At 65.6% G+C, this 24,186-nt stretch carries 27 protein-coding genes and 1 tRNA gene; 9 read left to right on the top strand and 19 right to left on the bottom strand.

The features are described from left to right. Positions 1-6: 6 nt before the first annotated feature. From infA to AmiPiv_RS05690, 7 genes are all read right to left on the bottom strand, one after another. A complete protein-coding gene (infA, locus tag AmiPiv_RS05660; RefSeq protein ID WP_019172992.1) occupies positions 7-225 on the bottom strand; it encodes a translation initiation factor IF-1 in 219 nt (72 codons plus the stop codon). An 88-nt stretch (positions 226-313) separates the two neighbouring features. Continuing rightward, complete coding sequence (locus tag AmiPiv_RS05665) at positions 314-772, bottom strand: arsenate-mycothiol transferase ArsC (protein WP_340036339.1); 459 nt, start codon at positions 770-772, stop codon at positions 314-316. A gap of 3 nt (positions 773-775) precedes the next feature. Beyond that, positions 776-1,261, bottom strand: a complete 486-nt coding sequence (locus tag AmiPiv_RS05670; RefSeq protein WP_340036340.1) for a UPF0262 family protein — start codon at positions 1,259-1,261, stop codon at positions 776-778. Positions 1,262-1,267: 6 nt separating this feature from the next. Continuing rightward, complete coding sequence (gene hisD / locus AmiPiv_RS05675) at positions 1,268-2,560, bottom strand: histidinol dehydrogenase (protein WP_340036341.1); 1,293 nt, start codon at positions 2,558-2,560, stop codon at positions 1,268-1,270. Positions 2,561-2,572: 12 nt separating this feature from the next. Then, positions 2,573-3,007 (bottom strand): DUF2948 family protein, encoded by a 435-nt coding sequence (locus tag AmiPiv_RS05680; RefSeq protein WP_340036342.1) that lies wholly within the window; start codon positions 3,005-3,007, stop codon positions 2,573-2,575. Positions 3,008-3,165: 158 nt separating this feature from the next. Then, the gene (murA, locus tag AmiPiv_RS05685) at positions 3,166-4,455 is read right to left on the bottom strand and encodes a UDP-N-acetylglucosamine 1-carboxyvinyltransferase (RefSeq protein WP_340036343.1); all 1,290 of its coding nucleotides are present in this window, start codon (positions 4,453-4,455) and stop codon (positions 3,166-3,168) included. Positions 4,456-4,585: 130 nt separating this feature from the next. Next, positions 4,586-4,774 (bottom strand): hypothetical protein, encoded by a 189-nt coding sequence (locus tag AmiPiv_RS05690; protein WP_340036344.1) that lies wholly within the window; start codon positions 4,772-4,774, stop codon positions 4,586-4,588. 158 nt (positions 4,775-4,932) lie between these two features. Here AmiPiv_RS05690 and AmiPiv_RS05695 point away from each other — a divergent pair. Then, a tRNA-Thr gene (locus tag AmiPiv_RS05695) sits at positions 4,933-5,007 on the top strand. Between the two features lie 187 nt (positions 5,008-5,194). Further along, positions 5,195-5,728, top strand: coding sequence for a hypothetical protein (locus AmiPiv_RS05700; RefSeq protein WP_340036346.1), 534 nt, complete (start codon positions 5,195-5,197; stop codon positions 5,726-5,728). A gap of 8 nt (positions 5,729-5,736) precedes the next feature. Here the strand turns inward: AmiPiv_RS05700 and AmiPiv_RS05705 are convergent, their stop codons facing one another. From AmiPiv_RS05705 to AmiPiv_RS05750, 10 genes are all read right to left on the bottom strand, one after another. Continuing rightward, a complete protein-coding gene (locus AmiPiv_RS05705) occupies positions 5,737-6,297 on the bottom strand; it encodes a hypothetical protein (RefSeq protein ID WP_340036347.1) in 561 nt (186 codons plus the stop codon). Next, positions 6,294-6,884 carry a L,D-transpeptidase gene (locus AmiPiv_RS05710; protein WP_340036481.1) on the bottom strand — a complete coding sequence of 197 codons (591 nt, stop codon included), beginning with the start codon at positions 6,882-6,884 and terminating at the stop codon, positions 6,294-6,296. Before AmiPiv_RS05710 ends, AmiPiv_RS05705 begins: the two co-directional genes overlap by 4 nt. Further along, positions 6,874-8,037 carry an AAA family ATPase gene (locus tag AmiPiv_RS05715; protein WP_340036348.1) on the bottom strand — a complete coding sequence of 388 codons (1,164 nt, stop codon included), beginning with the start codon at positions 8,035-8,037 and terminating at the stop codon, positions 6,874-6,876. The genes AmiPiv_RS05710 and AmiPiv_RS05715 overlap by 11 nt, the downstream gene beginning before the upstream one ends. Further along, the gene (locus tag AmiPiv_RS05720) at positions 8,034-8,666 is read right to left on the bottom strand and encodes a TadE/TadG family type IV pilus assembly protein (RefSeq protein ID WP_340036349.1); all 633 of its coding nucleotides are present in this window, start codon (positions 8,664-8,666) and stop codon (positions 8,034-8,036) included. Before AmiPiv_RS05720 ends, AmiPiv_RS05715 begins: the two co-directional genes overlap by 4 nt. Positions 8,667-8,668: 2 nt before the next feature. Then, complete coding sequence (locus tag AmiPiv_RS05725; protein WP_340036350.1) at positions 8,669-9,193, bottom strand: TadE/TadG family type IV pilus assembly protein; 525 nt, start codon at positions 9,191-9,193, stop codon at positions 8,669-8,671. Positions 9,194-9,198: 5 nt separating this feature from the next. Next, positions 9,199-10,707, bottom strand: coding sequence for a TadE/TadG family type IV pilus assembly protein (locus AmiPiv_RS05730; protein ID WP_340036351.1), 1,509 nt, complete (start codon positions 10,705-10,707; stop codon positions 9,199-9,201). Between the two features lie 75 nt (positions 10,708-10,782). Then, entirely contained in the window at positions 10,783-11,067 is a 285-nt protein-coding gene (locus AmiPiv_RS05735; RefSeq protein ID WP_340036352.1) for a hypothetical protein, read from the bottom strand. After that, the gene (locus tag AmiPiv_RS05740) at positions 11,054-12,484 is read right to left on the bottom strand and encodes a type II and III secretion system protein family protein (RefSeq protein WP_340036353.1); all 1,431 of its coding nucleotides are present in this window, start codon (positions 12,482-12,484) and stop codon (positions 11,054-11,056) included. The genes AmiPiv_RS05735 and AmiPiv_RS05740 overlap by 14 nt, the downstream gene beginning before the upstream one ends. A gap of 71 nt (positions 12,485-12,555) precedes the next feature. Next, entirely contained in the window at positions 12,556-13,566 is a 1,011-nt protein-coding gene (gene cpaB, locus AmiPiv_RS05745) for a Flp pilus assembly protein CpaB (protein ID WP_340036354.1), read from the bottom strand. 106 nt (positions 13,567-13,672) lie between these two features. Further along, positions 13,673-13,891, bottom strand: a complete 219-nt coding sequence (locus tag AmiPiv_RS05750) for a Flp family type IVb pilin (RefSeq protein WP_340036355.1) — start codon at positions 13,889-13,891, stop codon at positions 13,673-13,675. A 693-nt stretch (positions 13,892-14,584) separates the two neighbouring features. Between AmiPiv_RS05750 and AmiPiv_RS05755 the strand changes: the two genes are divergently transcribed. The 5 genes from AmiPiv_RS05755 to AmiPiv_RS05775 all read left to right on the top strand — a co-directional run bounded on the left by AmiPiv_RS05755 (position 14,585) and on the right by AmiPiv_RS05775 (position 19,042). Further along, positions 14,585-15,967: a CpaF family protein gene (locus AmiPiv_RS05755; protein ID WP_340036356.1), complete on the top strand. Its 1,383-nt coding sequence runs from the start codon at positions 14,585-14,587 to the stop codon at positions 15,965-15,967. Next, positions 15,967-16,938: a type II secretion system F family protein gene (locus tag AmiPiv_RS05760; protein ID WP_340036357.1), complete on the top strand. Its 972-nt coding sequence runs from the start codon at positions 15,967-15,969 to the stop codon at positions 16,936-16,938. The genes AmiPiv_RS05755 and AmiPiv_RS05760 overlap by 1 nt, the downstream gene beginning before the upstream one ends. 10 nt (positions 16,939-16,948) lie before the next feature. Continuing rightward, positions 16,949-17,905: a type II secretion system F family protein gene (locus tag AmiPiv_RS05765; protein WP_340036358.1), complete on the top strand. Its 957-nt coding sequence runs from the start codon at positions 16,949-16,951 to the stop codon at positions 17,903-17,905. Between the two features lie 64 nt (positions 17,906-17,969). Then, entirely contained in the window at positions 17,970-18,521 is a 552-nt protein-coding gene (locus AmiPiv_RS05770; RefSeq protein ID WP_340036359.1) for a tetratricopeptide repeat protein, read from the top strand. 2 nt (positions 18,522-18,523) lie between these two features. Next, the gene (locus AmiPiv_RS05775; RefSeq protein ID WP_340036360.1) at positions 18,524-19,042 is read left to right on the top strand and encodes a prepilin peptidase; all 519 of its coding nucleotides are present in this window, start codon (positions 18,524-18,526) and stop codon (positions 19,040-19,042) included. Between the two features lie 40 nt (positions 19,043-19,082). Here AmiPiv_RS05775 and AmiPiv_RS05780 read toward each other — a convergent pair whose 3' ends face one another. Next, positions 19,083-20,633: a phospholipase D family protein gene (locus AmiPiv_RS05780; RefSeq protein ID WP_340036361.1), complete on the bottom strand. Its 1,551-nt coding sequence runs from the start codon at positions 20,631-20,633 to the stop codon at positions 19,083-19,085. Between the two features lie 169 nt (positions 20,634-20,802). On the opposite strand from AmiPiv_RS05780, the gene AmiPiv_RS05785 reads away from it, so the two are divergent. Further along, positions 20,803-21,639, top strand: coding sequence for an endonuclease/exonuclease/phosphatase family protein (locus AmiPiv_RS05785; protein WP_445206901.1), 837 nt, complete (start codon positions 20,803-20,805; stop codon positions 21,637-21,639). A gap of 141 nt (positions 21,640-21,780) precedes the next feature. Then, positions 21,781-23,289 carry an acetyl-CoA hydrolase/transferase family protein gene (locus AmiPiv_RS05790; RefSeq protein ID WP_340036362.1) on the top strand — a complete coding sequence of 503 codons (1,509 nt, stop codon included), beginning with the start codon at positions 21,781-21,783 and terminating at the stop codon, positions 23,287-23,289. Here the strand turns inward: AmiPiv_RS05790 and AmiPiv_RS05795 are convergent, their stop codons facing one another. Then, on the bottom strand, positions 23,290-24,063 hold the full coding sequence (locus tag AmiPiv_RS05795) for an IclR family transcriptional regulator domain-containing protein (protein WP_340036363.1): 774 nt from the start codon (positions 24,061-24,063) through the stop codon (positions 23,290-23,292). Positions 24,064-24,186: the final 123 nt, after the last annotated feature.

A 24,186-nucleotide genomic window follows, 5' to 3' on the forward strand; every position in this document is an offset into this window, starting at 1 on the left:
GCGGGCTTACTTGAAGCGGTAGGTGATGCGGCCCTTGGTCAGGTCGTAGGGCGTCATTTCGACGAGGACCTTGTCGCCGGTCAGCACGCGGATGCGATTCTTACGCATGCGCCCGGCGGTGTGGGCGATGATTTCGTGTTCGTTTTCAAGCTTGACCCGGAACATCGCGTTCGGCAACAATTCCGTCACGGTGCCCGGAAACTCGAGGACTTCTTCCTTCGGCATTAGATACCTTTGGTTTGGGTGGCATTGCCGGCGCCCCGGCCGGAATTTGCGCGGAACCTATATGATAATCGGCGCTTTGTGAACACGCTTAATCGGCGTCCGTTTCCGGCGTTCCCACCACAAATCTTTCGGCCAACTTGGCCTTCAGCCGCTCGCGCACGTCGCGGTAGGCCGACATGATCTGGTCGCGGCTGCCGGTGACCACGGTCGGGTCGGGGGTAGGCCAGTACTCGACGTCCACCGCCATCGAGCGCGTGAACTCGAGGGCGGCATGGTGCGCTTCCGGGGCAAGCGTCACGATCAGGTCGAAATAGTCGTCCTCGAGATCGCCGATCGTGCGCGGCTGGTGCCCGGCAAGGCGCATGCCCTGCTCGGCGAGCACGGCGTCGACGAAGGGATCGCGCTCGCCGGCGCGAACGCCGGCCGACGCCACGAAGATCGACGGGGACAGGCCGTGCCGGGCAATCGCCTCGGCCATCGGCGAGCGGACCGAATTCATGCGGCACATGAACAGCACGGAGCGCGGGCCTTTAGCGTCGTCCGCCATGCGTCATCCGCGCCAGTGCAGCACGCAGATCAGCGTGAACAGGCGCCGGGCGGTGTCGAAATCGATCTCGATCTTGCCGGCGAGGCGGTCGAGCAGCGTCTGCGAGCCTTCGTTGTGGAGGCCGCGCCGGCCCATGTCGATCGCCTCGATCTGGCTCGGCGTCGACGAGCGGATGGCCTCGTAGTAGCTCTCGCAGATCATGAAATAGTCCTTCACGATCCGCCGGAACGGCGTCAGCGACAGGATGTGGGTGACCACCGGATCGCCATGCTCGCGCGAGATGGCGAAGACCAGCCGCGAATCGGCCAGCGACAGCTTCAGCCTGTAGGGGCCATGGCCGTCGTCGTTGATCGGGTGGAAGCTGTTTTCCTCGATCAGGTCGAAGATGGCGACGGCGCGTTCATGCTCGACGTCGGGCGTCGAGCGGCCGATCGATTCGTCGAGCTCGACGTCGACGAGGCGGGAGCGTGCGTGGCCCTTGTCGGACATCGCCGCCTACATGTTCAGTCTGATGGCGACGGAGCGCGCATGCGCTTCGAGCCCTTCGGCCCTGGCAAGCGCGATCGCCGCCGGTGCGAGCGCCCTCAGCTGGTCGGGACCGAGCTTGAGGATCGAGCTGCGCTTGACGAATTCGAGCACCGACAGCCCCGACGAGAAGCGCGCCGAGCGCGCCGTCGGCAGGACGTGGTTGGAGCCGCCGACATAGTCGCCGATGACCTCGGGCGTGTGCTTGCCGACGAAGATCGCGCCAGCGTTGCGGATGCGCGGCAGCAGCGCCTCGGGATCGGCGACGGCGAGTTCGAGATGTTCGGCCGCGATGCGGTCGATGAGCGGGACGGCCGCGTCGAAGTTCTCGACCACGATGACGGCGCCGAAATCGCGCCAGCTGGCGGCGGCGGTCTCGCCGCGCGGCAGCTGCTTGATCTGGCGCGCGACGGCCGCTTCCACCGCCTTGCCGAACTCGGCGTCGTCGGTGATCAGGATCGACTGGGCCGAGACGTCGTGCTCGGCCTGGGCGAGCAGGTCGGCGGCGATCCAGTCGGGGTCGTTGTCGCTATCGGCGACGACGAGCACTTCCGACGGGCCGGCGATCATGTCGATGCCGACGGTGCCGAACACCTGGCGCTTGGCGGCGGCCACATAGGCGTTGCCGGGGCCAACGATCTTGGCGACCGGGCGGATGGTCTCGGTGCCGTAGGCGAGTGCTGCGATCGCCTGCGCGCCGCCGACGCGGTAGATCTCGGACACGCCGGCGAGGTCGGCCGCGACCAGCACCAGCGGGTTGATCGTGCCGCCCGAGGCGGGGACGACGATGACGATGCGCTCGACGCCGGCGACCTTGGCGGGCACCGCATTCATCAGCACCGAACTCGGGTAGCTCGCCGTTCCGCCGGGCACGTAGAGGCCGACCGCCTCGATCGCCGTCCAGCGCGAGCCGAGCTCGACGCCGACGGCATCGGTGTAGCGGTCGTCCTTCGGCATCTGTCGCTCGTGGTGCGAGCGGATGCGGTCGCGGGCGAAGCGGAGCGCTTCGATCGTCTCGGGGTCGGCGTCCCTGTAGGCCTGCTCGATGTCGGCGCGCGAGACGGCGGTGCCAAGCGTGGCGAGGTCGGCGCGGTCGAACTTCTTGGAGTAGTCCACGAGTGCCGCGTCGCCGCGGCCCCGCACGTCGTCGATGATGGCGCGCACCGTCGCCTCGACGTCGGGCGATACCTCGCGCTTGGTGGTCAGGAACTGCGCGAACCGCTTCTCGAAGTCTGCGTCGGAGTGGCGAAGCGTGATGGCCATGGTCGCAAATGCTCAGGTATTGTGATTGGGGCGGGAGGAGGCTTGCCAGGCAGCGCCGGTGTCGGTCAGCCTCGCTTCGATGCATTCCACCGCGAGCCGGATCGCAGCCCCGCCCGCGAAGGTGAGTTCGATGGTGCCTACAGGCTCCTCGGCCGGCGCGAAACGGATGGCGAGCAGTTCCAGCACCTCGTCCTTCTTGTCGCGCGACATGCCGTGCAGCTTGGCCGAGAGCACCCGGTCGAAATGCAGGATCGAGCGGCGCCGCTCGTATTTGGGGCGCAGCAGGCCCGTCCTGGTCTCCCAGGCGAAGCGGTTCATCTCCAGGGCGAAGCGCTTGGTGGAGGCCTGGTATTCGAGGTCGCCGACCTTGACCACGGCGTCCTGCACATGCGCCGAGACGATCTCCAGATCCTGTTCGTCGAGGGCGACTAGCTTGAGCTGGGTCATTTGGGGTCGGCTGCCTGCGCGGGAAACTCTATATGCTTCCTACCTTGTTAGGCGGTCTTGATGCAGCGCGCAACCGCGGGGGGAGGGCAGTAGGGGAATAGGGGAGTAGGGCACTAGGGGAGGAGTCACCTACTGCCCTACTCCTCTACTGCCTCAAATCAGCCGCTGATGCGCTCGATGATCGCGCCGCAGCGCGACAGTTTCTCTTCCAGCCGCTCGAAGCCGCGGTCGAGGTGGTAGACGCGGTTGACCATCGTCTCGCCCTCGGCGGCGAGGCCGGCGATGACCAGCGACACCGAGGCGCGCAGGTCGGTTGCCATGACCGGCGCGCCCTTGAGCTTGGAAACGCCCTCTACGATCGCCGTCTGGCCAGACAGCGTGATGTGGGCACCCAGGCGCGCAAGCTCCTGCACGTGCATGAAGCGGTTCTCGAAGATCGTCTCGGTGATCTTGGCCTTGCCCTTCGCCATCGTCATCAGGCCCATGAACTGCGCCTGCAGGTCTGTCGGGAAGCCGGGGAAGGGCGCGGTGACGACGTCGACCGGCGAGATGCCCGAGCCGTTGCGCATGACGCGGATGCCGGAGTTGGTCTCGGTGATTTCGGCGCCGGTGCGGGCGATCACGTCGAGCGCGCCCTGCAGCAGGTCGGCGCGCGCGCCTTCGAGGATCACGTCGCCGCCGGTCATGGCGACCGCCATCGCATAGGTGCCGGTCTCGATGCGGTCGGGGATGACGCGATGGCGCGCGCCCGACAGGGAATCGACGCCTTCGATGGTGATCGTCGAGGTGCCGGCGCCGGTGATCTTCGCGCCCATGGCGTTGAGGCACTCGGCGAGGTTGACCACCTCGGGCTCACGGGCGGCGTTTTCGAGCACCGTCTCGCCGCGGGCAAGCGTCGCCGCCATCATCAGCACATGGGTGGCGCCGACGGAGATCTTGGGGAAGACGTAGCGGTTGCCGGTGAGCCGGTTCTTGGCCTTGGCGACGACATAGCCGTTGTCGACGTCGATGTCGGCGCCGAGCGCCTGCAGGCCTTCGATGAACAGGTCGACCGGGCGCGTGCCGATGGCGCAGCCGCCCGGCAGCGACACCTTGGCCTCGCCCATGCGGGCGAGCAGCGGGCCGATGACCCAGAAGCTGGCGCGCATCTTGGAGACGAGTTCGTAGGGCGCGGTGGTGTCGACGATGTTGCGCGCGGTGAAGCTGATGGTGCGCGAATAGCCTTCGCTCTGGCGCTCGCGGCGGCCGTTGACGGCATAGTCGACGCCGTGGTTGCCGAGGATGCGGATCAGCTGCTCGACGTCGGCCAGGTGCGGCACGTTGTCGAGGGTCAGCGTATCGTCGGTGAGCAGCGAGGCGATCATCAGGGGCAGCGCTGCGTTCTTCGCGCCCGAGATCGGGATGGTTCCGGTCAGCTCGTTGCCGCCGACAATTCTGATGCGATCCATAAACCGTCGTTTCTCCGGGGATTGCCCGGTGCTGGCGAGAAATTTTCTTGCCGCCGTCTAGACCATCGCGCCACCCGGTTCAAGAATCAGGGCTTCGCCGTCCTCTGCGCCAAGCGCCCGCCGTTGTCGGTCAGGCCTTCTCGGGTTTCTCCTTGTCGTCACCGGCGGCCGCCAGGCCTTCCGGTCTCGTATCGGCTTCGCCCGTCCGCCGCGAGCGTGCCTGCGCCTTACGCTTCATCAGGTTGTCCCGCAGCTCGGCTGCGAGCCGCGCCTTGCGCTGGTCGGCGCCGCTCTGGGGCGTTTTCTTCGTCGACGACATGTGGTGGTCCCCGCTTGTCGTTCGTTCATACCGGCTTGGCAACGGAAATGGCCAGTATTGTGGCGTAAGAGGGCCTGTGGAAAATGATCGCCGATTTGATGCAACTCATAACTTGCGCTCCCGGGAATCATGTGGCACAAGCCGCCGCGTCCACGGATGCTGCCGTAGCTCAGTGGTAGAGCACTCCCTTGGTAAGGGAGAGGTCGAGAGTTCAATCCTCTCTGGCAGCACCATTTTCTCCTTCCGATGCGCCAACTCCCGGGCGGCGTGCATTCCCATGGCCATACAACCGACCTGCGGTAGGCAGCCTCGCGCGGTTTGCCGGCGCGCCGGATCGCCCAGCCACATGGCTCGCAACCACATTAAGCTTGGCGCAAGCATGGAGCGGTAGCATCGCACCGTCCCGAACGGGAGGAAACGATGCGCGTCAGGACGGCTCCTGTCATTGCCTTTCCGCTGCTGGTCCTTTTGCTGCTCGCGGGCGAAAGGGCGGCAACCGTGCTGCTCGGCCGATTCCCCGCCGACCCCGGCATGTGGCGCGCCTGGCTGGCGCTGCGGGCCCTGTTCGGCAATTTCTGGTTCCTGGTCGATTCGTGGCTAGGCGCTTCGATCACCGTGCAACTGGCGGTGCTGGCCGTCGCAGCCACCTTGTGCGCGCGGCTTGCCAAGGCACCGCTTGCCGGCGCGTTCCTGGTCAATCATGCGTCGCTCTTGTTCGTGGCCGCGGCCTTCGCCACCAGTTATCACGCCCGGACGGCCAGCGTCCTTGCATATGTGCCCGGCCTGGAGAGCTACACGCTTCCCACCGGTTTCGCGCTCGACTGGCTGACCGGTCCGGTACTGGCGCTGGGCCTGCTGGCCTGTGGCTATTGCCACTACCTGTTCCTCGGCGAAGCGCGGCGGCGGGCGCGCGAAAGGGCTTTGCGGCTCATCGCCCTCGAACGCGATCTCTGAGGAAAGCGCTACTTGACCTTGCGATAGTAGACCTTGCCTTCCGCGGTCTCGAGCCGCTGATAGGCAGCACTCGGAGACGGCATGGACGCCCGCCGTGGCGGGCGCGGCACAGCGACAGGGTCCGTCGCCGCTTCGAGTTCCGGCGGCGTCTCCTCGAGCGGCACGGCCTGCGGCGCCATCTCGGTTGGCATGGGCTCGGGCGACGGCGCCATGGCGGTCTCGTTGCCGGCGGCCCGCTCGAGCTTGCCGATGCGGTCGATCAGATCGTTGAAGTGGCCCTGCAGGTCGCCATCGAGGTCCTCGAAGCGGCTTTGGACACCGGTGTTGACCTGGTCGACCTTGGCGATGATGCGGGCCTCGAAGTCGGCAAGCCGCTCCAGCTGCTGCTCGGCGGCGCGCAACTCGCCCATGCTGCGGAAGAAATACACCGCCGCCACAAGGTTGAGCACAGTCATCGCCACGGCCACCACGCCGGCAAAGACGATGAAACGCGACGTGCTCGTCTCGCGATCCAGCATGGCATCGGCAGTACCGATGGAGGGCACTTCGGGATCGATGATGGTGGTCATTCGACAATCACCTTTGCGCCGACGGGAACGCGCCTGAAGAGGTCGACCACGTCGGTGTTGGTCAATCGGAAGCACCCGGAGGTGCCGTCGAATCCGACGCCCTTCGGGTCGTTGGTTCCGTGGATCCTATAGAGCGTATCCTTGCCCTGGCGGTAGAGGTAAAGGGCCCGCGCGCCGAGCGGATTGTAGGGGCCGGCGGGCACGAATTCCGGCAGGCCCGCCTGGCGGCCGCGCATCTCGGCGGGAGGACGCCACTCCGGCCATTCCTTCTTGGCGCCGACCTTGACCGTGCCCGTCCAGCCGAAACCGTCGCGGCCGACGCTGATCCGGTAGCGCAGCGCCTTGCTCGGGGCGGTGACCAGGTAGAGCGCCTTCTCGTTCTTGCGGATGACGATCGTGCCGACGCTTTCGCCGCTCCGGAAGTCGACCGCGCTGCGCAGGCTGGGGCCCATTGCCGGCAAGGGCGGGCGACCGTCGCCGCCCAGGCTCGAGGCCTGCGCCGCGGCGGCGGATGCCAGGGCAGCGAGAAGGACGAGACCCGCAATGCGCGTTCGACGCAGCAGCGCGCCGGGTCGCCTAGCCCGCATTGCCATCAAGCCGATCACGGAACATCGCCTTGACCTCCTTGTTGAATCGCGCCCGCGCGTCCACCTCGGAAGGCAGAATGGCACGATTGAGCGAGTCGGTCAGCAGGGCTTGGTCGAGGCTGATCGATTTGATGTTGGGGGCCTTGAACACCTTCTCCAGTTCCTTGCGGGAGAAGTGGTTGCCGAACCACTTGCGCTTCTGCTTGTTGGCGACCAGCGTCACGCTCGCCCCGTTGCCGCGCAATTCGCGGATCTTGCCGTAGAGCCGCTTGGCCTGGCGCAGCGACGCCAGGTTGAGCTCGAAGACGATGAACACCTCGTCGCTGTTGGACAGCACCGAATTCTGCCAGGGCGTCTCGAGATTGGGCAGGTCGATGACGATGTCGTCGAAACGGTAGGCGACGAGGTCGAGCAGCTTGAAGACGAATTCGGCGCCATGCGGGTCGAACGGGATCTCCGGCCGCTCGAACGAATAGATGGTGAGGCCGCGCGGGCGGGTGAGCTTGACGACGTCCATGAGCTCGACGTCGAGCCGTTCCGGCTGGGCGATGATGCCACCGAGGTCGAACTTGCTGAACAGGTTGAGATAGGCGCCGCAATTGGCGTTCTGGAAGTCGAGATCGACGAGGCAGGTGGCGGCGGCGCGTTCGGCCGACTTGCCGGCGAGATGCTCGGCGCCGGCGATGGCGAGCGTGGTTGCGCCGGCGCCGCCGCTGGCCGCGATGAAGGTGACGATGCGGCTCCTGGCGGCCAGGCTGCCGCTGTCGTGGAAGGTGACGGCGTTGATCAGCTCCTTGCCGTCGAGCGGCTTGCGCAGCCAGTCGGAGGTGTTGAGCCGAACGAGATTGCGCATCAGCTCCGGCTTGAGTTCCCCCGAGACCGCGATCACCGGCACCGACGCCCAGGAGGCCCGCGCCTCGACCAGCCCGGCACTGGCCAGCATGTCGCCGTCACCGACGTCGAGGATGATGATGCCGGGGCGCGAGCCGGGCACGGCCCCCTTGAGGAAGGCCTCGGGTTCGGCCACATGCACTTCGTAGATGGCGAGCGCGTCCAGCCTCGCGGCGATTTCGCGCTTGAAGTTGGGATCGGCCGAAAACAGCGCGATCTCCTTGCGGCGGGTGGGTATGACCTTCTGATCGATGGCGTTCATGGCGCTGTGCTCTTCATGTCTTCGCCGGTTACCGTGCTCAGCATCGAGGGCATGGTGATGTTGCCATAGCCCAGGAGGCCACTGAGGAAGAAGAACTGGAAGTTGACGTTGCGGAGGCTGACGGTGATGGTCGGTACCGGGCCTCCCTGCCGCGTCTGGTAGCCGAGACCGGTGGCGGAATAGGTCACGACCACGTTGGCGCGGGTGAGGAAGGGGAAGAAGTGGCACATGCCCGGCCTCTCCGTGCCGGTGCGGGTAGGGCAGTCGTCGCTATCGCTGAAGGTCGTATCGCCGCGGAAGATGCGACTGAAGTTGTTTGCGTTGAACGCGCCGCTGCTGCACGAGCCTACGCCGGCCGTATAACCACAGACGAATGGCGCATAGGCGCCGGCGACCACGGGCGCGCCGGGCGTAGCGGTTGGGGCCGCCGCGGCCAGGCCGGTCGCCACCGGGTCGGAGATCGAGGCGAGGCGGGCGCCGTACTGCACCGCCTTGTCGGCGGCGTTCCACTGGTAGAAGGCGTTGCCGAAGTCGACGAAGCCGAGCGTCAGCAGAAAGAGCAGCGTCATGGCGATGGCCGCCTCGACCATGGCCGCACCCTGCTCTGACTTGGCGAAGCGCTTCAGCATGGTCAGAACCGGATCAACCGCTCCTCATGTGCGCTGTGGAGCGTGATCGGCCCGAGGCCCAAAAGAGCAAGCATGCCGAGATCGGCATAGACCTTGTCGCTGGATGCCCGGACGATGCAGACCTGAGTCGTGACGGAACGATACTGGGTGACGCCGGCAACGACGGCGTCGTGGCAGCTGCCTGCATTGGCGATCTGCACCGTCACGTCGGCCTTGGCCCAGCCGGTGACCCGGGCCGTGCCCGTGCCGGCCGCGTTGCCGAAGACGGCGATGTTGGTGGCGATGTCGGCGCAGTTGATGGTGAGATTGGCCTGGGCATAAAGCTGGCTGTTACAGCGCGCGGCGAAGCGGGCGGCATCGTTGAGGCCGGCCTGCATCAGGAGCTTCTGGTTGATCATGTTGCCGAACTCGAACACGCCGGCCCCCAGGGTCACCATCAGCGGCGCGATCAGCGCCATCTCGACGAGCGTGGTGCCGCGCTCGTCGCGACGGAAACGGTCCCTCAGGGTTTTGAGCGCTTCAAACATCGCCATCACCTGTAGAGCTGGACTTCGTCGCGCAGGAAATTGTCGAGCGTGCCCTGGCCGCCGCGGCCGGTGATGTCGACGAGCTCGACCATCACCGAGGCGTCATCCGCCGCCGACTTGACCGGCTCGGTGAGGAAGAAGCTGGCAAAAGCCTCGACGGGAAGATCCTCGCTGTGGCCGGACAGGCTGTTGCCGGCGGCGGTGAGCGCCTGGCAGTTCAGGATCGCGCCGTAGATCAGGCGCCGGTCGACGGACGTCACGGGCGGCTGGCAACTGTTCGGCGGTGTGCCGACCTCGCCGCCGGTCGATGCGGTGCCGACCAGGCTCTGGGCGATTTCGTAGCGGTAGACGTCGTAGCGCGTGGGTTTGGTGGTCGACCAGGAGGAGGGCATCGCCGCCGCGCCGAAATTCGTCGACCAGTAGCCGCTGAGGTTCCAGTTTCCGTCGCCCATCCGGCCACCCATGTAGGGCGTGGCCGCATCGCGGGGCAGGCCCATCGTTCCCGGCTGGGTGAAGGACAGCTGGTTCATGGAAGGGCACTGGTTGGCATTGCCGTTGGCGCGCATGGCTCCCTTGCGCACGTTGGATGCCGGGCCATATTCGGCGCTGTTGAAATGATTGCCGTTGGCGCGGATGCCGAACCGGACGTTGAAGGCGTCCTGCACCGGGCCGGCGTTCTGGCCGGTCTTGGTGTCGACCCCGTCGGCCGAGTAGCAGCCGATCGGCCTGGAGGTGGCGATGGTCTGGGCGAGCGCCTGGGCGCCGTTGCCGATACCGTCCGGCGGCTCGAGGAAACCGAAGTTGCCAGGGCCTGCGGCAGCACCATTGCCGACCTTGCGCAATTCTATGAGGCGACGCCGCAGTGCGGTGCTGGCGACCGCCTGTTCGAGCGTGTAGCCGCCGGAACTGTTCGTGCCGTTGACCATCTCGTAAGGATTGCAGATGAAGACCGGGGTGAAGTTGCAGACACCCGAGGTAAAGCCGGCGACGGCGTGGGCACCGACGTTGAAGCCATCATCTGCTGTGTCGCCGGTCAGGAACGAGGCCGGAAAGATGGTGCTGAAGGCGGTCGGGGCAACGACCACCTCGACATACCGGGTCTCGCCCTCATTGGCGGCGTACTGTGTCGCCGTTACCGGAGCACTATCGTTCGCCGGCAGTTCCTTGAGGAAGCACCACGAAATGCTGCCGGCGCTGTTGCAGTTGAGCGTGCCGCCCGGCTGGCCGGCCGTCAGCGTGGTCACGCCCGCCGTCGAGAAATAGCTCTGGTTCTGGACGAGCGTCGCCATGGCGCGCTCGGCGCGGGCCCAGGCGCCCGTGGTGCCGTCAAGCTCCGCCGCGCCGGCGAGGGCAAAGGAATCGGCTGCCTTCTGCAGATCGTTGTGCAGCGTGCTGGCGCGGCTCATGTCGATGACGAGCAGCGAAAAGCCGATGATGACCGGCAGCATGATGCTGACGAGGATGAGGGCGATGCCGTCCTGGTCCTGCCAGAATGCGCGAAGCGTCCGCACCATGGCGAAAACTCCTAGCCTGTTCGTTGTGCCGGCCGCCTCGCACGCCCGGCACCACTTGGCGCCGCATCCTTCTCCTTAACTGCCTGAGCCGGCCCCCACATTGATGGTGACGTTCTGCGACGCCGTGGGTGGCGGCGGAATGAGGTATCGCTTCATGACCGTGTCGGTGCGCGCACCGCTGGTCGGAATGCGGTTGTTGCGTGCGGCCGGATTGAACGGGTCGGCGGTCTGCAGAAGCATGTTGTGCTTCTGCGTGTCGCCGGTCGCCAGCGTCACCGTGTCGTAGCGGTTGAGATAGTCGGCGCAGCCCGAGAGCAGCCCGGCGATGGCAATCAGGGACAGGGTGCTACTTCTTGGCATAGATCATCTTGTCCTTGGATTTGACGTCCAGCATGTGGCCATAGGGGCCGGTCACGCCGCTGCCGAGTTCGTAGGCGCGCACCATATCCTTCGACACTTCGAGCTGGCCCATGAGGAAGAATTCCGGATCGTTGGTCGGTTTCGTCTTGTCGAGCGGCGTCGCCAACTGCTGGCCGGGCTTCACCGGGCGCACCAGCCGCGGTGTCACGATGATGACCAGGTCAGTCTCGTTCTTGATGTAGCTCGACGAGCGGAACAGCGCGCCGATGATCGGCACCTGGCCGATCCAGGGGACCTGGCTCTGGACCTTGCGGTTGCTCGATTGCAGCAGGCCGGCGATGGCGAAGCTCTGGCCGTCGCGCAGTTCGACCACGGTCGAGGCCTTGCGCGTGCTGAAGGCGGGAATGTCGAGGTCGTTGACGCGGATCGAGACGGTCGGGTCGACCTCGCTGACCTCCGGCGCAAGCCTGAGGTTGATCTTGCTGTCCTCGAGCACGATGGGGGTGAAGCGCAGCTTGACGCCGAATTCCTTGAACTCGACCGAGATCTTGTTGTCGTCCTGCTGTACCGGGATCGGCACCTCGCCGCCGGCAAGGAAGCTCGCCTCCTCGCCAGACAGGGCCGTCAGGTTCGGTTCCGCCAGGCGCCTGGCGAGCCGCTTGTCCTCCAGCGCGCGGATCATGACGTCGACGTTGACGCCGGCATCGATGACGCGCGCGATCAGCGAGGCGAAAGGGGCATTGCCGGTGGCGAAAAGGGCTGCGGCGGATGCCGGCCCCGAAGCAAAACCGTTTCCGGTGTCCGACCCGTCGCTTTTTGCCCGCAGCGATACGCCCAGCTCCCGCCCGGCGTTGCGCGACACCTCCAGCACGCGGACCTCCAGATTCACCTGCTGGCTGTCGTCGACCTGGATGGCGTTGATGATCGGCTCCGCACTGTATTGCTGGGCGACCTGCAGGATCTCCGCGAGCTGGGCGCCGTCCTTGACGCGGCCGCCGAGGCGCACCTTGCCGTTGACCGAGCCGATGGTCACGCGCGAGCGCGGCGCCACCTGGCGGACGGCGGCGGCCATGTCGTCGATGTCGACGCCGACCTCGACCTCGATGACGCCGAGCGAACGGCGGTCTTCCGAAAACAGGTTGATCGAGGTAGTGCCTGCGCCCTTGCCGATGACATAAAGCGTGCGGTCGGTCATCGGCTGGGCGTCGGCGATCTTGTTGTCGGCCACGACCATGTCGCCAAGATTCTGGTTCACCTGGATGGTCACCGACTGAGACATCGGCAGGAAGATGCGGTGAACGCGCGGGCTGGAAACGTCTATGTTCCGGTCGGCCGCGCCGGCCATGGCCGGGGTCAGAGCAGGTGGAGCGGCGATCGCCAGTGCCGCTGCAAGCAACGCCGCACAAAATCCTCGCATGTACTCCATCCCCTCTGGCTATGCGTCAGTCGATCAAGCTTACATCATTGCCGCGGCGAAATCTCTTCCCCTCAATTCGTCCGCGGCACGTCATAAGTCACGCGTTCGGTGCCTCTGAACACACCCACTGTCGCATAGGAGGGTGATTCGGGCTGCACGTATTTTACTACTTCCTTAACGAGCTCTTTCGCATCTGTGGAGGGCTTTGCCTTGCCGATTTCATCGAGGCGGCTGCCGACGTTCTCAACGGCCTTTTGCAATCCGTCGAGACGTTCGTCGCTGCGTTTGCGGTCGGCTTCGAGCGCGGCCTGGCGTTCGAGATCCGCCTGGCGGGCGGCGACATCCTGCGGCGTGTCGCCGGTGAGATCGGAAATGGTGATGCGAGCCGTGTCTTCGCCCTGGCTTGCCGCCACCTGGCGCAGCGCCAGCGACAGCTGCCCGGCGCCGGCGGCAAGGGTGAGTTTCTGCGCGTCCTTGGTGCTGACTTCGAGCGTAACCGCCTTGACCACGGTCGGGTTCTCCTTGGTCTCGTCGGCCACCTGGTCGACGGCGAGCACCTTGATGCTCTGCAAAAGCACGTCGACGAAGCTCTGGTCGCTGCCGTCGGCGTTGCGCACGTTGCGGGTCAGCAGCACGTCGACGCGGTCGCCCGGGAAGACGAAGCCGGCGACGCCCAGCACGTCGTTGACGCGGATGGAGACGGCCTTCATGCCGTCGGCAAGCACGGCCGACAGCGTCGCGCGCTGGCCCGGGCCGGTGATCTTGCTGGAAAGGATGGGTTCGTTGACGCCGATCGCCTGCAGCGCCTGGCGGCCGCCTTCCTTAGCGAGAACCTCTTCGGCGGTCTTGAAGGCACCGGCGGGGATCGACCCCGCTGGCCAGGGGATGCGGCGCATCTTGTCGGCGGTGATCTGGTCGCCGAACTTGAGCGCCACGGTGGCGACGACGATGGTCGATTCCGGACCTTCGCTGGCGCTGGCCATCTGGTTGCGCTGGTTGGCCAGCCACATGTTGGCGAGCACGACGGCGAGGACGCCGAAGATGCCGGCCAGAACAATCATGATGATCGAATTCGCACGCATGTTCGTCCCGCCCGTCAAATTCGATCAGGCGATGCTGCCCGATCGATGCCGTTTCGTCGAGGGAGCCTGGTCCGGGCCCCGACGGTCCGGACCAGGCTTCGTTTCGTCAGGAGCCGGTGCCTGCGCCTGCATTGCAGGTACCAAGCGGCGAGTTTTCCAAGGCGGTGCAGAGGCCGGTAAAGCGACCCGTGACCCAGCCGCCGATTGCCAGGATCGCCAGGATCGCGGCCGCGGCGATGATGCCGATCAGAATGGAATATTCGACCATGGCAGCGCCGTCTTCATCGTCGCGGAACTGCCGGGCCATCGTCATGAGCTTGTTCATGCCAATTTCTCCCCACTGGAGTTTCAACCCGACGAGACGAGCAAAGGATGAAATCCATACCCAAGCATCCCCCGTCACATACGATGCTAGGTGCCGCCGTTTCGGCAAGTCAAACCATTTTAACGTTTCCTTAACCCAGCAATACATGGAAGGCCGCAAAAGCGCCTCATTCCGGCACGCCTAACCTTATGAATCGATGATGTTTTGACCCATCCTTAACCATATAGGGGTATTGTCGGCGGGCGACCTGATCATATTAGGTGTGTTGCATAAACCGTTATATAGCCTTGTTTTGCAGGGGTTTATGCACATGGTGGCGGGATACGTGGACCTTTCGTATGCATTCGTATGGAATACTCATACAAAAGCATGTTGTTCTATGACAAGTAAATGGTTCGGCGTAATGCGGTTCTTAACTATAGACCAAGTAAAGCATGCCGTATCCGGCTGCTGCGCTTGCGCGGAGGTCGGTTAGCAAATAATTTACCACGAGCTAAAGGACACGGGCGGTGGGGAAATCGCAGGGTTCGGAAGCGAGACAGATGCCGGGTGGCGCTGCCCTTCACGGGGGACGCAGTCACCGTCGCATTCTCGCGATTGGCCTCCTCATCGGCCGCCGCGCAAGGCGGAGATTGGCTTGGACCGCGATCCACGCGGGTCGCAGGTGCCGGGCACAAGGAGTGAGGCGTAGTCATGCTCGGACGCTTTACCAGATCGAACGGCACGGCCGTTCCCCAGGTCGTGACACCTGTTCCTGAAATTGCAGCCAATTTCGTTCCGGCCCCTGAAGACGCGGACAGCGAGGCGGACCGCCTGCTGGCGCTCAAGGTCGATATCCACAGCCACCTGATCGAGCGGTTCAACCTGGCCGCGCTCGACACCGCCTCGAAGGACGAGATCCTCAACGAGATCCGGCCGATCGTGCGCGAGTTCGTGCGCAACCGGAACCTGCCCTTCAACGCCCGCGAACTCGACCAGCTGACGAGCGACACGGCCGACGAGATGCTGGGCCTCGGCCCGATCGAGCCGCTGCTCAAGGACGATTCCATCGCCGACATCCTGATCAACACGCACAGGCGCGTGTTCATCGAGCGCCGCGGCGTGCTCGAGGAGACGCCGATCCGCTTCCGCGACGAGGCGCATCTGTTGCGCGTCATCAACAAGATCGTGTCGGCGATCGGCCGCCGGGTCGACGAATCCTATCCGATGGTGGATGCCCGTCTCGAGGACGGGTCGCGCGTCAACGTGGCCGTGCGTCCGATCTCTGTCGACGGGCCGCTGGTGTCGATCCGCAAGTTCTCCAAGCATCCCTATTCTCTGGAGCGCCTGATCGAGTTCAACTCCATCCGTCCGCCGATGATCGACATGCTCAAGATCGCGGTGCGGTCGCGCAAATCGATCCTGGTCTCGGGCGGCACCGGCAGCGGCAAGACCACGCTGCTCAACGCGCTGTCGAGCTACATCTCGCACCGCGAGCGACTGATCACCATCGAGGACGCGGCCGAGTTGCAATTGCAGCAGCCGCATGTCGGCCGGCTGGAGACGCGGCCCCCCAACGTCGAGGGCAAGGGCGAGGTGCGCCAGCGCGAGCTGGTCAAGAACGCGCTGCGCATGCGCCCCGACCGCATCATCGTCGGCGAGGTTCGCGGCGAGGAAGCCTTCGACATGCTGCAGGCGATGAACACCGGCCACGAGGGATCGATGACCACGATCCACGCCAACACGCCGCGCGATGCGCTGTCGCGCCTCGAGCAGATGGTCGGCATGGCCGGCATGCCGATGACGGCAGAATCCATCCGCGCCCAGATCGCCTCGGCCATCGACATCATCGTCCAGACCCAGCGCCTGTCCGACGGCGGCAGGCGGGTGATCTCGATCTCGGAGCTGACCGGCATGGAAGGCAGCGTCATCCAGCTGCAGGAGATTTACCACTTCGTGCGCCGCGACGTGACCGAGGACGGCAAGATCGTCGGCGACTTCCGCGCCACCGGCATCCGGCCCCGGTTCGCCCAGGAGGCGGCGACGCTGGGCCACCACTTCGCCAAGGACGCCTTCAACCCGCAGGTGGCACTCTGATGCTGACCGGCCAGACGCTCCTCTATGTTATCTACGTGCTTGCGGCGGCGGCGGCCATCCTGGCGGTTGAAACCCTTTATCTTTCCTATGCCGGCCGGCGGGCCACCGCGGGCGCGATCAACCGCAGGCTGAAGCGCCTGGCGGAGGAGGGCGCGGCCGAACAGGCGCTGCAGGGCCTGCTGCGCGAGCGCGGCCTGACCGAAAGCGGCGATTTCAGCTACGGTATCGTCTGGCTCAACCGGCTCTACACGCAGTCCGGCATCACCGGCAATCCGCTGGCCTTCGCCGCCGTCTTCATGCTTGCCGGGCTGGCGCTGGCGCTGCTGGCCATGCTGCTCCTGGGCTTCTCGCCGGCCCTGGGAGCGATCGTCTTCGCCATGGTCGCTTTCGTGTTGCCGCTGCTCGTGCTGCGGCGGGCGCGCAACAAGCGTATCCAGAAATTCGCAAAGCAGCTGCCGGACGCGCTCGACATGATCGTGCGTTCGCTGCGCGCCGGCCATCCGACCACCGTCGCCATCGCCCTGGTCGCCCGCGAGATGCCGGACCCGATCGGCACGGAATTCGGTATCGTCGCCGACGAGATCACCTTCGGCCTGAGCCTCGAGCAGGCGGTCAAGAAGCTCGCCCAGCGCGTCGGCTTCGAGGGGCTCAACCTGTTGTCGGTATCGCTTTCGATCCAGGCCAAGACCGGCGGCAACCTGACCGAGATCCTCTCCAACCTGGGGCGCGTGTTGCGCGAGCGCCAGAAGTTGCGGCTCAAGATACGCGCGCTCTCGGCCGAGGGCCGGGTGTCGGCCTGGATCATCTCGCTGTTCCCGATCGTGATGTTCTTCATCCTCCAGCTGATCGCCCCTGCCTACTACGGCGGCGTCTGGGGCAGTCCGCTGATCATGCCCGTTTTCGTCGGATACGGCGTCTGGGGGCTGCTGGGCGCGTTCATCATGTACCGCATGGTCAATTTCGAGATCTGAGGAGGCCGGCATGGAACTCCTCTCCAGCTTCGGGAATTCGGGTCTTCTGCTCTCGACGGCGGTGTTCGCCGCGGCCGCGTCGCTGTTCCTGTTCGGCGCGCTGGTGATCCTGCCCGTCATCCAGACGCGCAGGATGGTCGCCCGCAGCCTGCTCGCCGACGGGATTCCCGACCGCCGATCCCTCGCGGCCCAGGAACAGGTGGCGCGTGCCGCAGCACAGCGCCCGGTCGATGCCTATTTCCGGGCGCTCGAAAAGGAGCGCGGCAAGCCCGATGCGCTCGAGCTGAGACTGTTCCGCGCCGGCTTCCACCAGAAGGGCGCGCCGCTGATCTACATGTTGAGCCGGATCGGGGCGGTGGTTTTGGGCTTTCTCGGCGCCTATCTGCTTTTGTCGCGGGTGCTGCCGCCGCAATTGCCCGGCTTCGTGGCCTTCGCGGGAGCGGCGCTGTTCGGGCTCGCCTGCCTCGTCGTCCCGAGCGTTGCGCTCGACCGCTTCGAGCGCGCCAGGCAGCGCCAGTACCGCATCGGCTTCCCCGACTTCATGGACATGATGATCACCTGCGCCGATGCCGGCATGAGTCTCGAGGCGGCGGTGGAGCGGGTGAGCAGCGAGCTCGCCGGCACGCACAAGTGGCTCGGAATCCAGCTGTCGATCATGAATCTGCAGCTCAGGGCCGGCAAGCCGCTGCGCGATGCGCTGCGCGATCTCGCCGACCGCATGGGCCTCGACGAGGCGCGGTCGCTCGCCGTGCTGTTCCGTCAGTCCGAGGAGCTCGGCACCAGTCTCACCGAGGCGCTGCGCGTGTACAGCGACGAGATGCGGACCCAGCGAATCCTGCGCGCCGAGGACCGGGCCAATTCGCTGCCGGTGAAAATGATGATACCGCTGGGCCTTTGCATCTTCCCGGTGGTATTGATGATCATCATGCTGCCGGTCATTATCCGCATGAGGGGCGTGTTCTTTTGACGGCACGTGCGGACAGGGGCAAGATTGCAGTTGGCGCCCGGCGCGCCGAGGGGACGAGACAAGCATGACAAGGCCTATCCTGATTGCCGCGACTGCCCTTTTCCTGGGGGCGGCGCTGGCCGGCTGCCAGACCGGCAGTGCGCTCGACGACGGCGTGGTGCGCACCAACGAACCGGTCTCGCCGGAATTCACCGCCTTCGGCGACGCCTTCCAAGGCCTCAAGACCGTCTCCGACGTCGAATACTACGCCTCCGACCAGGCCGTGACCGAGGCCAAGAACCAGTTCCGGCAGGAGAACTACGGCAATGCCGGCGCCTTGTTCTACAAGGCCGTGCAGCTTGCTCCGAATGACGGCGTCGCCTGGCTGGGGCTTGCCGCATCGACGGACCGCATCCGTCGTTTCGACCTGTCGGACCTCGCCTACAGGCAGGCGGTCAAGCATCTAGGCCCGACGGTCGAATACTACAACAATGTCGGCTACTCGTATCTGCTGCGGGGCAACCTGCAACAGGCGCGCAGCAACTTCCTCAAGGCCTATGAGATCGCGCCCAACGATCCGACGGTGGCAAACAACCTCAAGCTGCTTTCGTCGAGCGTCAAGAACATCGAGCGCTGAACATGCTGTCGGCCGCCGCGATGCTCATGAAGCTCCTGGCGGTCCCGCTGCTTTTCAGGATCGCCAAGCTCGACTTCACGACCCATCGCATCGCCAACAGCAACGTGCTCCTTTTGCTTTGCCTGGGGGCGGCATCGCTGTTCCTGGCGGGGCTCGGGCAGGGCTCGTGGTGGGACCTCGGCCTCAGCGCGGCGGCTGGGCTGGCGCTTTTCCTGGCGCTGTTTCCGTTCTGGCTGCTCAAGAAGGTGGGGGCGGGCGACGTCAAGCTGATGGCGGCAGCGCCGTTCGTTTCGGGCGGGGCGGACCTCATGGTCTTCGCCATCGCCTTGCTGGTCTTCGCGATCGTCACCGTGATGGTTGTCCGGAACCCGATGCTTTTGCCGTCGCCGGCGTTCCGCGTCTATGTCGAGCATCTCGACCGCAGGCGCGTGGTGCCGTTCGGCGTGCCGATCGCCGCGGCCCTGATCGTGACGATCGGGCTGCAACTGGCCGCACAGGTCTTGGCGGCCTGGAGCTCCTGATTGACAGACGAGGTAGCGTCCCGGATTTCGGCCAGCCGCGCTACAGCTGCGACTCGACCGGCAGCCAGCCGATGACTTTGGCGACAAGCCTGCGCCGCAGGCTTGCCTGCGGTTCGTGTTTCATCTCGCGCGGCCGGTTCGACGACATGTCGGTCCACCGGAGCGCGCCATTGGCGACCGTCACCCGAAAGCTGGCCCGTGGGGAGGTCTGCGTGGCGATGACCTGTTCCACCTCGCGGGCCAATTGCTCCTGGCGGAACAGCACGCCCATCTCGGTGTTGAGCGAGGCCGAGCGCGGGTCGAAGTTGAAAGAGCCGACGAACCCGGCCGATCCGTCCGCGACGAATGCCTTGGTATGGAGGCTCGCGCCCTTCGAACCGAACAGCGAGATGTCGGTGCGCTCGTCGTCTGGCTTGAGCTCGAAGATCTCGACGCCCTGGTCGATGAGGGTCTTGCGATAGCGCACATAGGCGCCGTGCACCGCGGCAACGTCGGTCGCGGCCAGGGAGTTTGTCAGCACCGTGACCGCGACGCCGTTTCGGGCCAGCGCCGCGAGCTGCCGCGTGCCGTCCTCGCCCGGTATGAAGTAGGGCGAGACGATCCTCAGTTCGCGCACGGCCGACCGCAACACCGGGCCGATCGACCGGATCAGCCATCCGTCTTCGCCGACGCCCATCGCCTTTTCCGGCGGGTCGGAAACCACCGCGACCTCGCCGCCCCAGCGCAGCCGACCCATGCCGGAGCCCGACCATTCGCTGCGCTCCTCGGCGATGCGGCGGAGATAGGGCTCCGCCCGGCCGGTGGTCGCTGCACGGTCGAGACGCTTCCTCAATGCCGGAAGGTCGGGCCTAGCGAAGCCGGCGAGCGGGCGGATCGGCAGCACTGCCTCGCTGTTCCAGTACCGGTCGAAGATGCTTTCGGCCTGGTCGACCGCAGGACCCGCGATCAGAAGGTCCATGTCGCGGAAATTGGCCTCTTCCGAGGCGTCGAAATAGGCGTCGCCTATGTTGCGGCCGCCGACGATGGCCAGCCTGCCGTCGGCGATCCAGGCCTTGTTGTGCATGCGGCGCGTGGTTCGCACCGCGCGCAGCGCCAGTTCCAGCCCGCGCTGCAGGCCGAACGAGCGCGCCCAGCTGGGGTTGAACAGCCGCAGGTGGATGTTGGGATGGCTGTCGAGGGCAAGGTAGTCGCGGTCGAATCCGCGCGTGTTGATGTCGTCGATGAGCAGCCTCACCCGGACGCCGCGGTCGGCGGCGGCGAGGATTTCGCGGGCGAGCAGGCGCCCGGTCAGGTCGCCCTTCCAATAGTAGTATTGCAGGTCGAGGCTGCGCGCCGCATGGCGTGCCAGATAGGCCCGCACGGCGAAGGCGTGAAGGTTGCTGGAGAGCAGCGCCAGGCCGGTTTGCCCGGGATGGCTGGCCAGAAGCGGCTCGGCCAGGACGTCGAACTCGGTTTCGCTCGGGGCCATCGGCAAGGCGAAGGTCGGCGCCCCCCGTGCCCGCTTGGCAAAGCGCCCATAGGCATAGACGGCCAGCAGGGAGGCGATGACCAGAACCCCCATCACGGCGATCACGATGGCCAGGAGCTTCATGCCGGCTCCCGCCTTGCGGTCCGTGCGGCCGTGTGCCTGCAAGATGTGTATGGTGGATGGCCACAGTGACGCACGTGGAAAATCTCGAACACTCGAACCATATAGGTTACACTTGACGACGACGCCTGCCTCAAGTGACCACGAATTCCCCAGAGATTCCAGACGAGTGATGGTTAGCAGACACGGCTTGGAGAGTCCCGCAAAGGCCAGTGGAGAACAGCTCATCGAAGCCCCTTCGCAGCGGGCGGCGGAGCAGCCCCACGAGAACGCCGGCTTCAGCGAGATCGTGATCGCCTCCTACAACGTTCATAAATGCGTCGGGCTGGACCGCCGCTTCGATCCCCGGCGGACGATGCAGGTGATCTCCGAGATCGATGCCGACGTCATCGCCCTGCAGGAGGCCGACCAGCGCTTCGGCGACCGCGCCGGCCTCCTGGACCTGGCCGAAGTGGAACGCGAGACCGGGCTGATGCCGGTTCCGCTGGCCGGGCGACGCAAGAGCCATGGCTGGCATGGCAACGTCGTGCTTTTCCGCAAGGGATCGGTAAGTTCGGCGCAGCAGCTCGTGCTGCCCGGTGCCGAGCCGCGCGGCGCGGTCATCGTCGATCTCGAACTCGACGCCGGTCCCCTGCGCGTTATCGCCGCGCATTTCGGCCTGCTGCGCCATTCGCGCAAGCTGCAGGCCGGCACGCTGCTGACGGCCGCCGAACTGCATAGCGACAAGCCCACGGTGCTGGTCGGCGACCTCAACGAGTGGCGGCTGGGCAAACGCTCGTCGCTGCGCAGCCTGGAGCCGGCCTTCGGCCCCACGCACGCCATCGTGCCGAGCTTCCCGTCGCGCTTCCCGGTGCTCGCGCTCGACCGGGTGATGGCGCGGCCGCACAACCTGCTCGTCGACATCGAGGCACATGACAGCGCGCTGGCGCGCGTCGCATCGGACCATCTGCCGATCAAGGCCGTGATACGCCTCAACGGCAAGCGCAACGGACTGGCCGAAGCCGCCTGAATCTGCCGCGACGTAAGGCGGTCGCGGCACAATGGCCCCTTTGCGCGCCGTGTCGGATGCCATATCACCTTCCAAAAAATGGAACCCGGCACAACGGCCGGCGATGGGAGAGGGCGAAACGACAAGCGCTGGAGAGGCGACATGGCACGGATCGGCTGCGAGAGCCTGCGTTCGAAGGTGATGACCGCCGAGGAGGCGGCGTCCCTGATCAGGCCGGATACCACCGTGGGCATGAGCGGCTTCACCGGCTCCGGCTATCCCAAGACCGTGCCCGTGGCGCTCGCCGCCCGCATCGAGGCCGAGCACGCCAGGGGCAATCCGTTCAGCCTGCGCGTCTGGACCGGCGCTTCGACCGGTCCTGAACTCGACGGGGCGCTGGCCAAGGCCAACGGCATCGAGTTCCGCCTTCCCTACAATTCCGACCCGATCGCCCGCGACAAGATCAATCGCGGCGAGATGGAATATTTCGACATGCATCTGAGCCAGGTGGCGCCGGTCGCCTGGCAGGGCTTTCTCGGCTCGCTCGATACGGCGGTCGTCGAAGTCTCGGCCATCCGGCCGGACGGCTCTTTGGTTCCCTCGTCATCTGTCGGCAACAACAAGACCTGGCTCGATCGGGCCGAGCAGGTGATCCTCGAGGTCAACCGCTGGCAGAATGCCGAGCTCGAGGGCATGCACGATATCTACTACGGCACGGCGCTGCCGCCGCATCGCGTGCCGATCCCGCTGGTCAAGGCCGACGACCGCATCGGCGAATCCTTCTTCCGCTGCGATCCCGCAAAGATCGTGGCCATCGTCGAGACCGACGCACCCGACCGCAACCTGCCGTTCTCCAAGCCCGACGACACGGCTCATGCCATTGCCGGCCATCTGCTCGAGTTCTTTGCCCATGAGGTGAAGAAGGGCCGGTTGCCCGCCTCGCTGCTGCCCATACAGTCGGGCGTCGGCAACATCGCCAATGCCGTGCTGACCGGCCTGGTCGACGGCCCGTTCGAGAACATGACGGCCTTCACCGAGGTCATCCAGGACGGCATGCTCGACCTGATCGACTCGGGCAAGCTGCGCATGGCCTCCGCCACCGCCTTCTCGCTGAGCCCGGAAGCTGCGGCCAACCTCAACGCCGACATGGGCCGCTATCGCGACAAGATGATTCTGCGCCCCCAGGAGATCAGCAATCACCCCGAACTGATCCGCCGGCTCGGCTGCATCGCCATGAACGGCCTGATCGAGGCCGACATCTACGGCAACGTCAACTCGACCCACATCATGGGGTCGCGCATCCAGAACGGCATCGGCGGTTCCGGCGACTTTGCCCGCAACGCCTATGTGTCGATCTTCATGACGCCTTCGACGGCCAAGGGCGGCAAGATCTCGGCCATCGTGCCGCAGGCGAGCCATGTCGATCACATCAACCAGGACGTCCAGGTGCTGGTCACCGAGCAGGGGCTTGCGGACCTGCGCGGCCTGTCGCCCAAGCAGCGCGCGCGGCTGATCATCGACAACTGCGCCCATCCGGATTATCGCCCGGCGCTGGCCGACTATTTCGAGCGGGCGTTGAAGCATTCCTATGGCCTGCAGTCGCCGTCGCTGCTCAACGAGGCGCTGTCCTGGCACCAGCGCTATGTCGAGACCGGCTCGATGCGCCCCTGATCACTGCCCGACGAAGAAGTCGCTGATGCGGGCCGCGGTCTGTTTCAGGATCGGCAGGATCTCCGCCTCCATTTCGGCCGGCGAGTGGCGCGTCGACTGCGTCGAGACGTTGATGGCCGCGACTACCGCGCCCGCGCGGTCGCGCAGAGGCACGGCGATCGACCGCAGGCCGATCTCCAGTTCCTCGTCGACCAGGGCGTAGCCGTTTTTCCGTACGGCGGTGATGATCTCGCTGAGCTTCGCGGCATCGGTGATGGTCTTCGGCGTGCGCTGTTCGAACGTCGCACGGCCGAGGAAGGCGTCGAGTTCCGGTCCGGAAAGCCCCGACAGCAGCACCCTGCCCATGGCGGTGCAGAAGGCGGGCAGGTGGGCACCGACCTGCAGGTCGACGGCGATGATGCGCGGGCCGGGGACGCGTGCGACATAGACCATGTCCTCGCCCGACAGGATCGCGGCCGAGCAGGATTCGTGCAGCTTGGCAGCCGTTTCCTTCATGAAGGGTTCGGCGAAGGTCCAGAGCGGCACGCCGTGCAGCCAGATGCGTGCCTGCGCCAAGAGCCGGGGCGACAGCGAGAAGTTGCGCCCCACCTGCACGGCATAGCCGGTTGCCGCCAGCGTCAGCAGGAAGCGGCGTGCGCCGGCGCGCGTCAGGCCGGCCTTCTCGGCTGTTTCGGTGAGCGTCAATCCGCGTGGATTGGCCGCCAGGATCTCCATCACGGACAGGCCGCGCTCGAGCGAGGTGACGTGGTCTCGCCCATTCTCATCGTCGCGCATGGCGGCATTCCTCGAAATCCGGCCGGGCAGAGCCAGGTTCTTGACTCTGCGGCAATCTTGCTCCAAGAATGTATCGCATAGAAAACAAATGTTCGCAATACGAACTTTTGACGATTGGGACGA

Origin of the sequence: Aminobacter sp. Piv2-1, from assembly GCF_037625995.1 — a bacterium.
Lineage (GTDB): Bacteria > Pseudomonadota > Alphaproteobacteria > Rhizobiales > Rhizobiaceae > Aminobacter.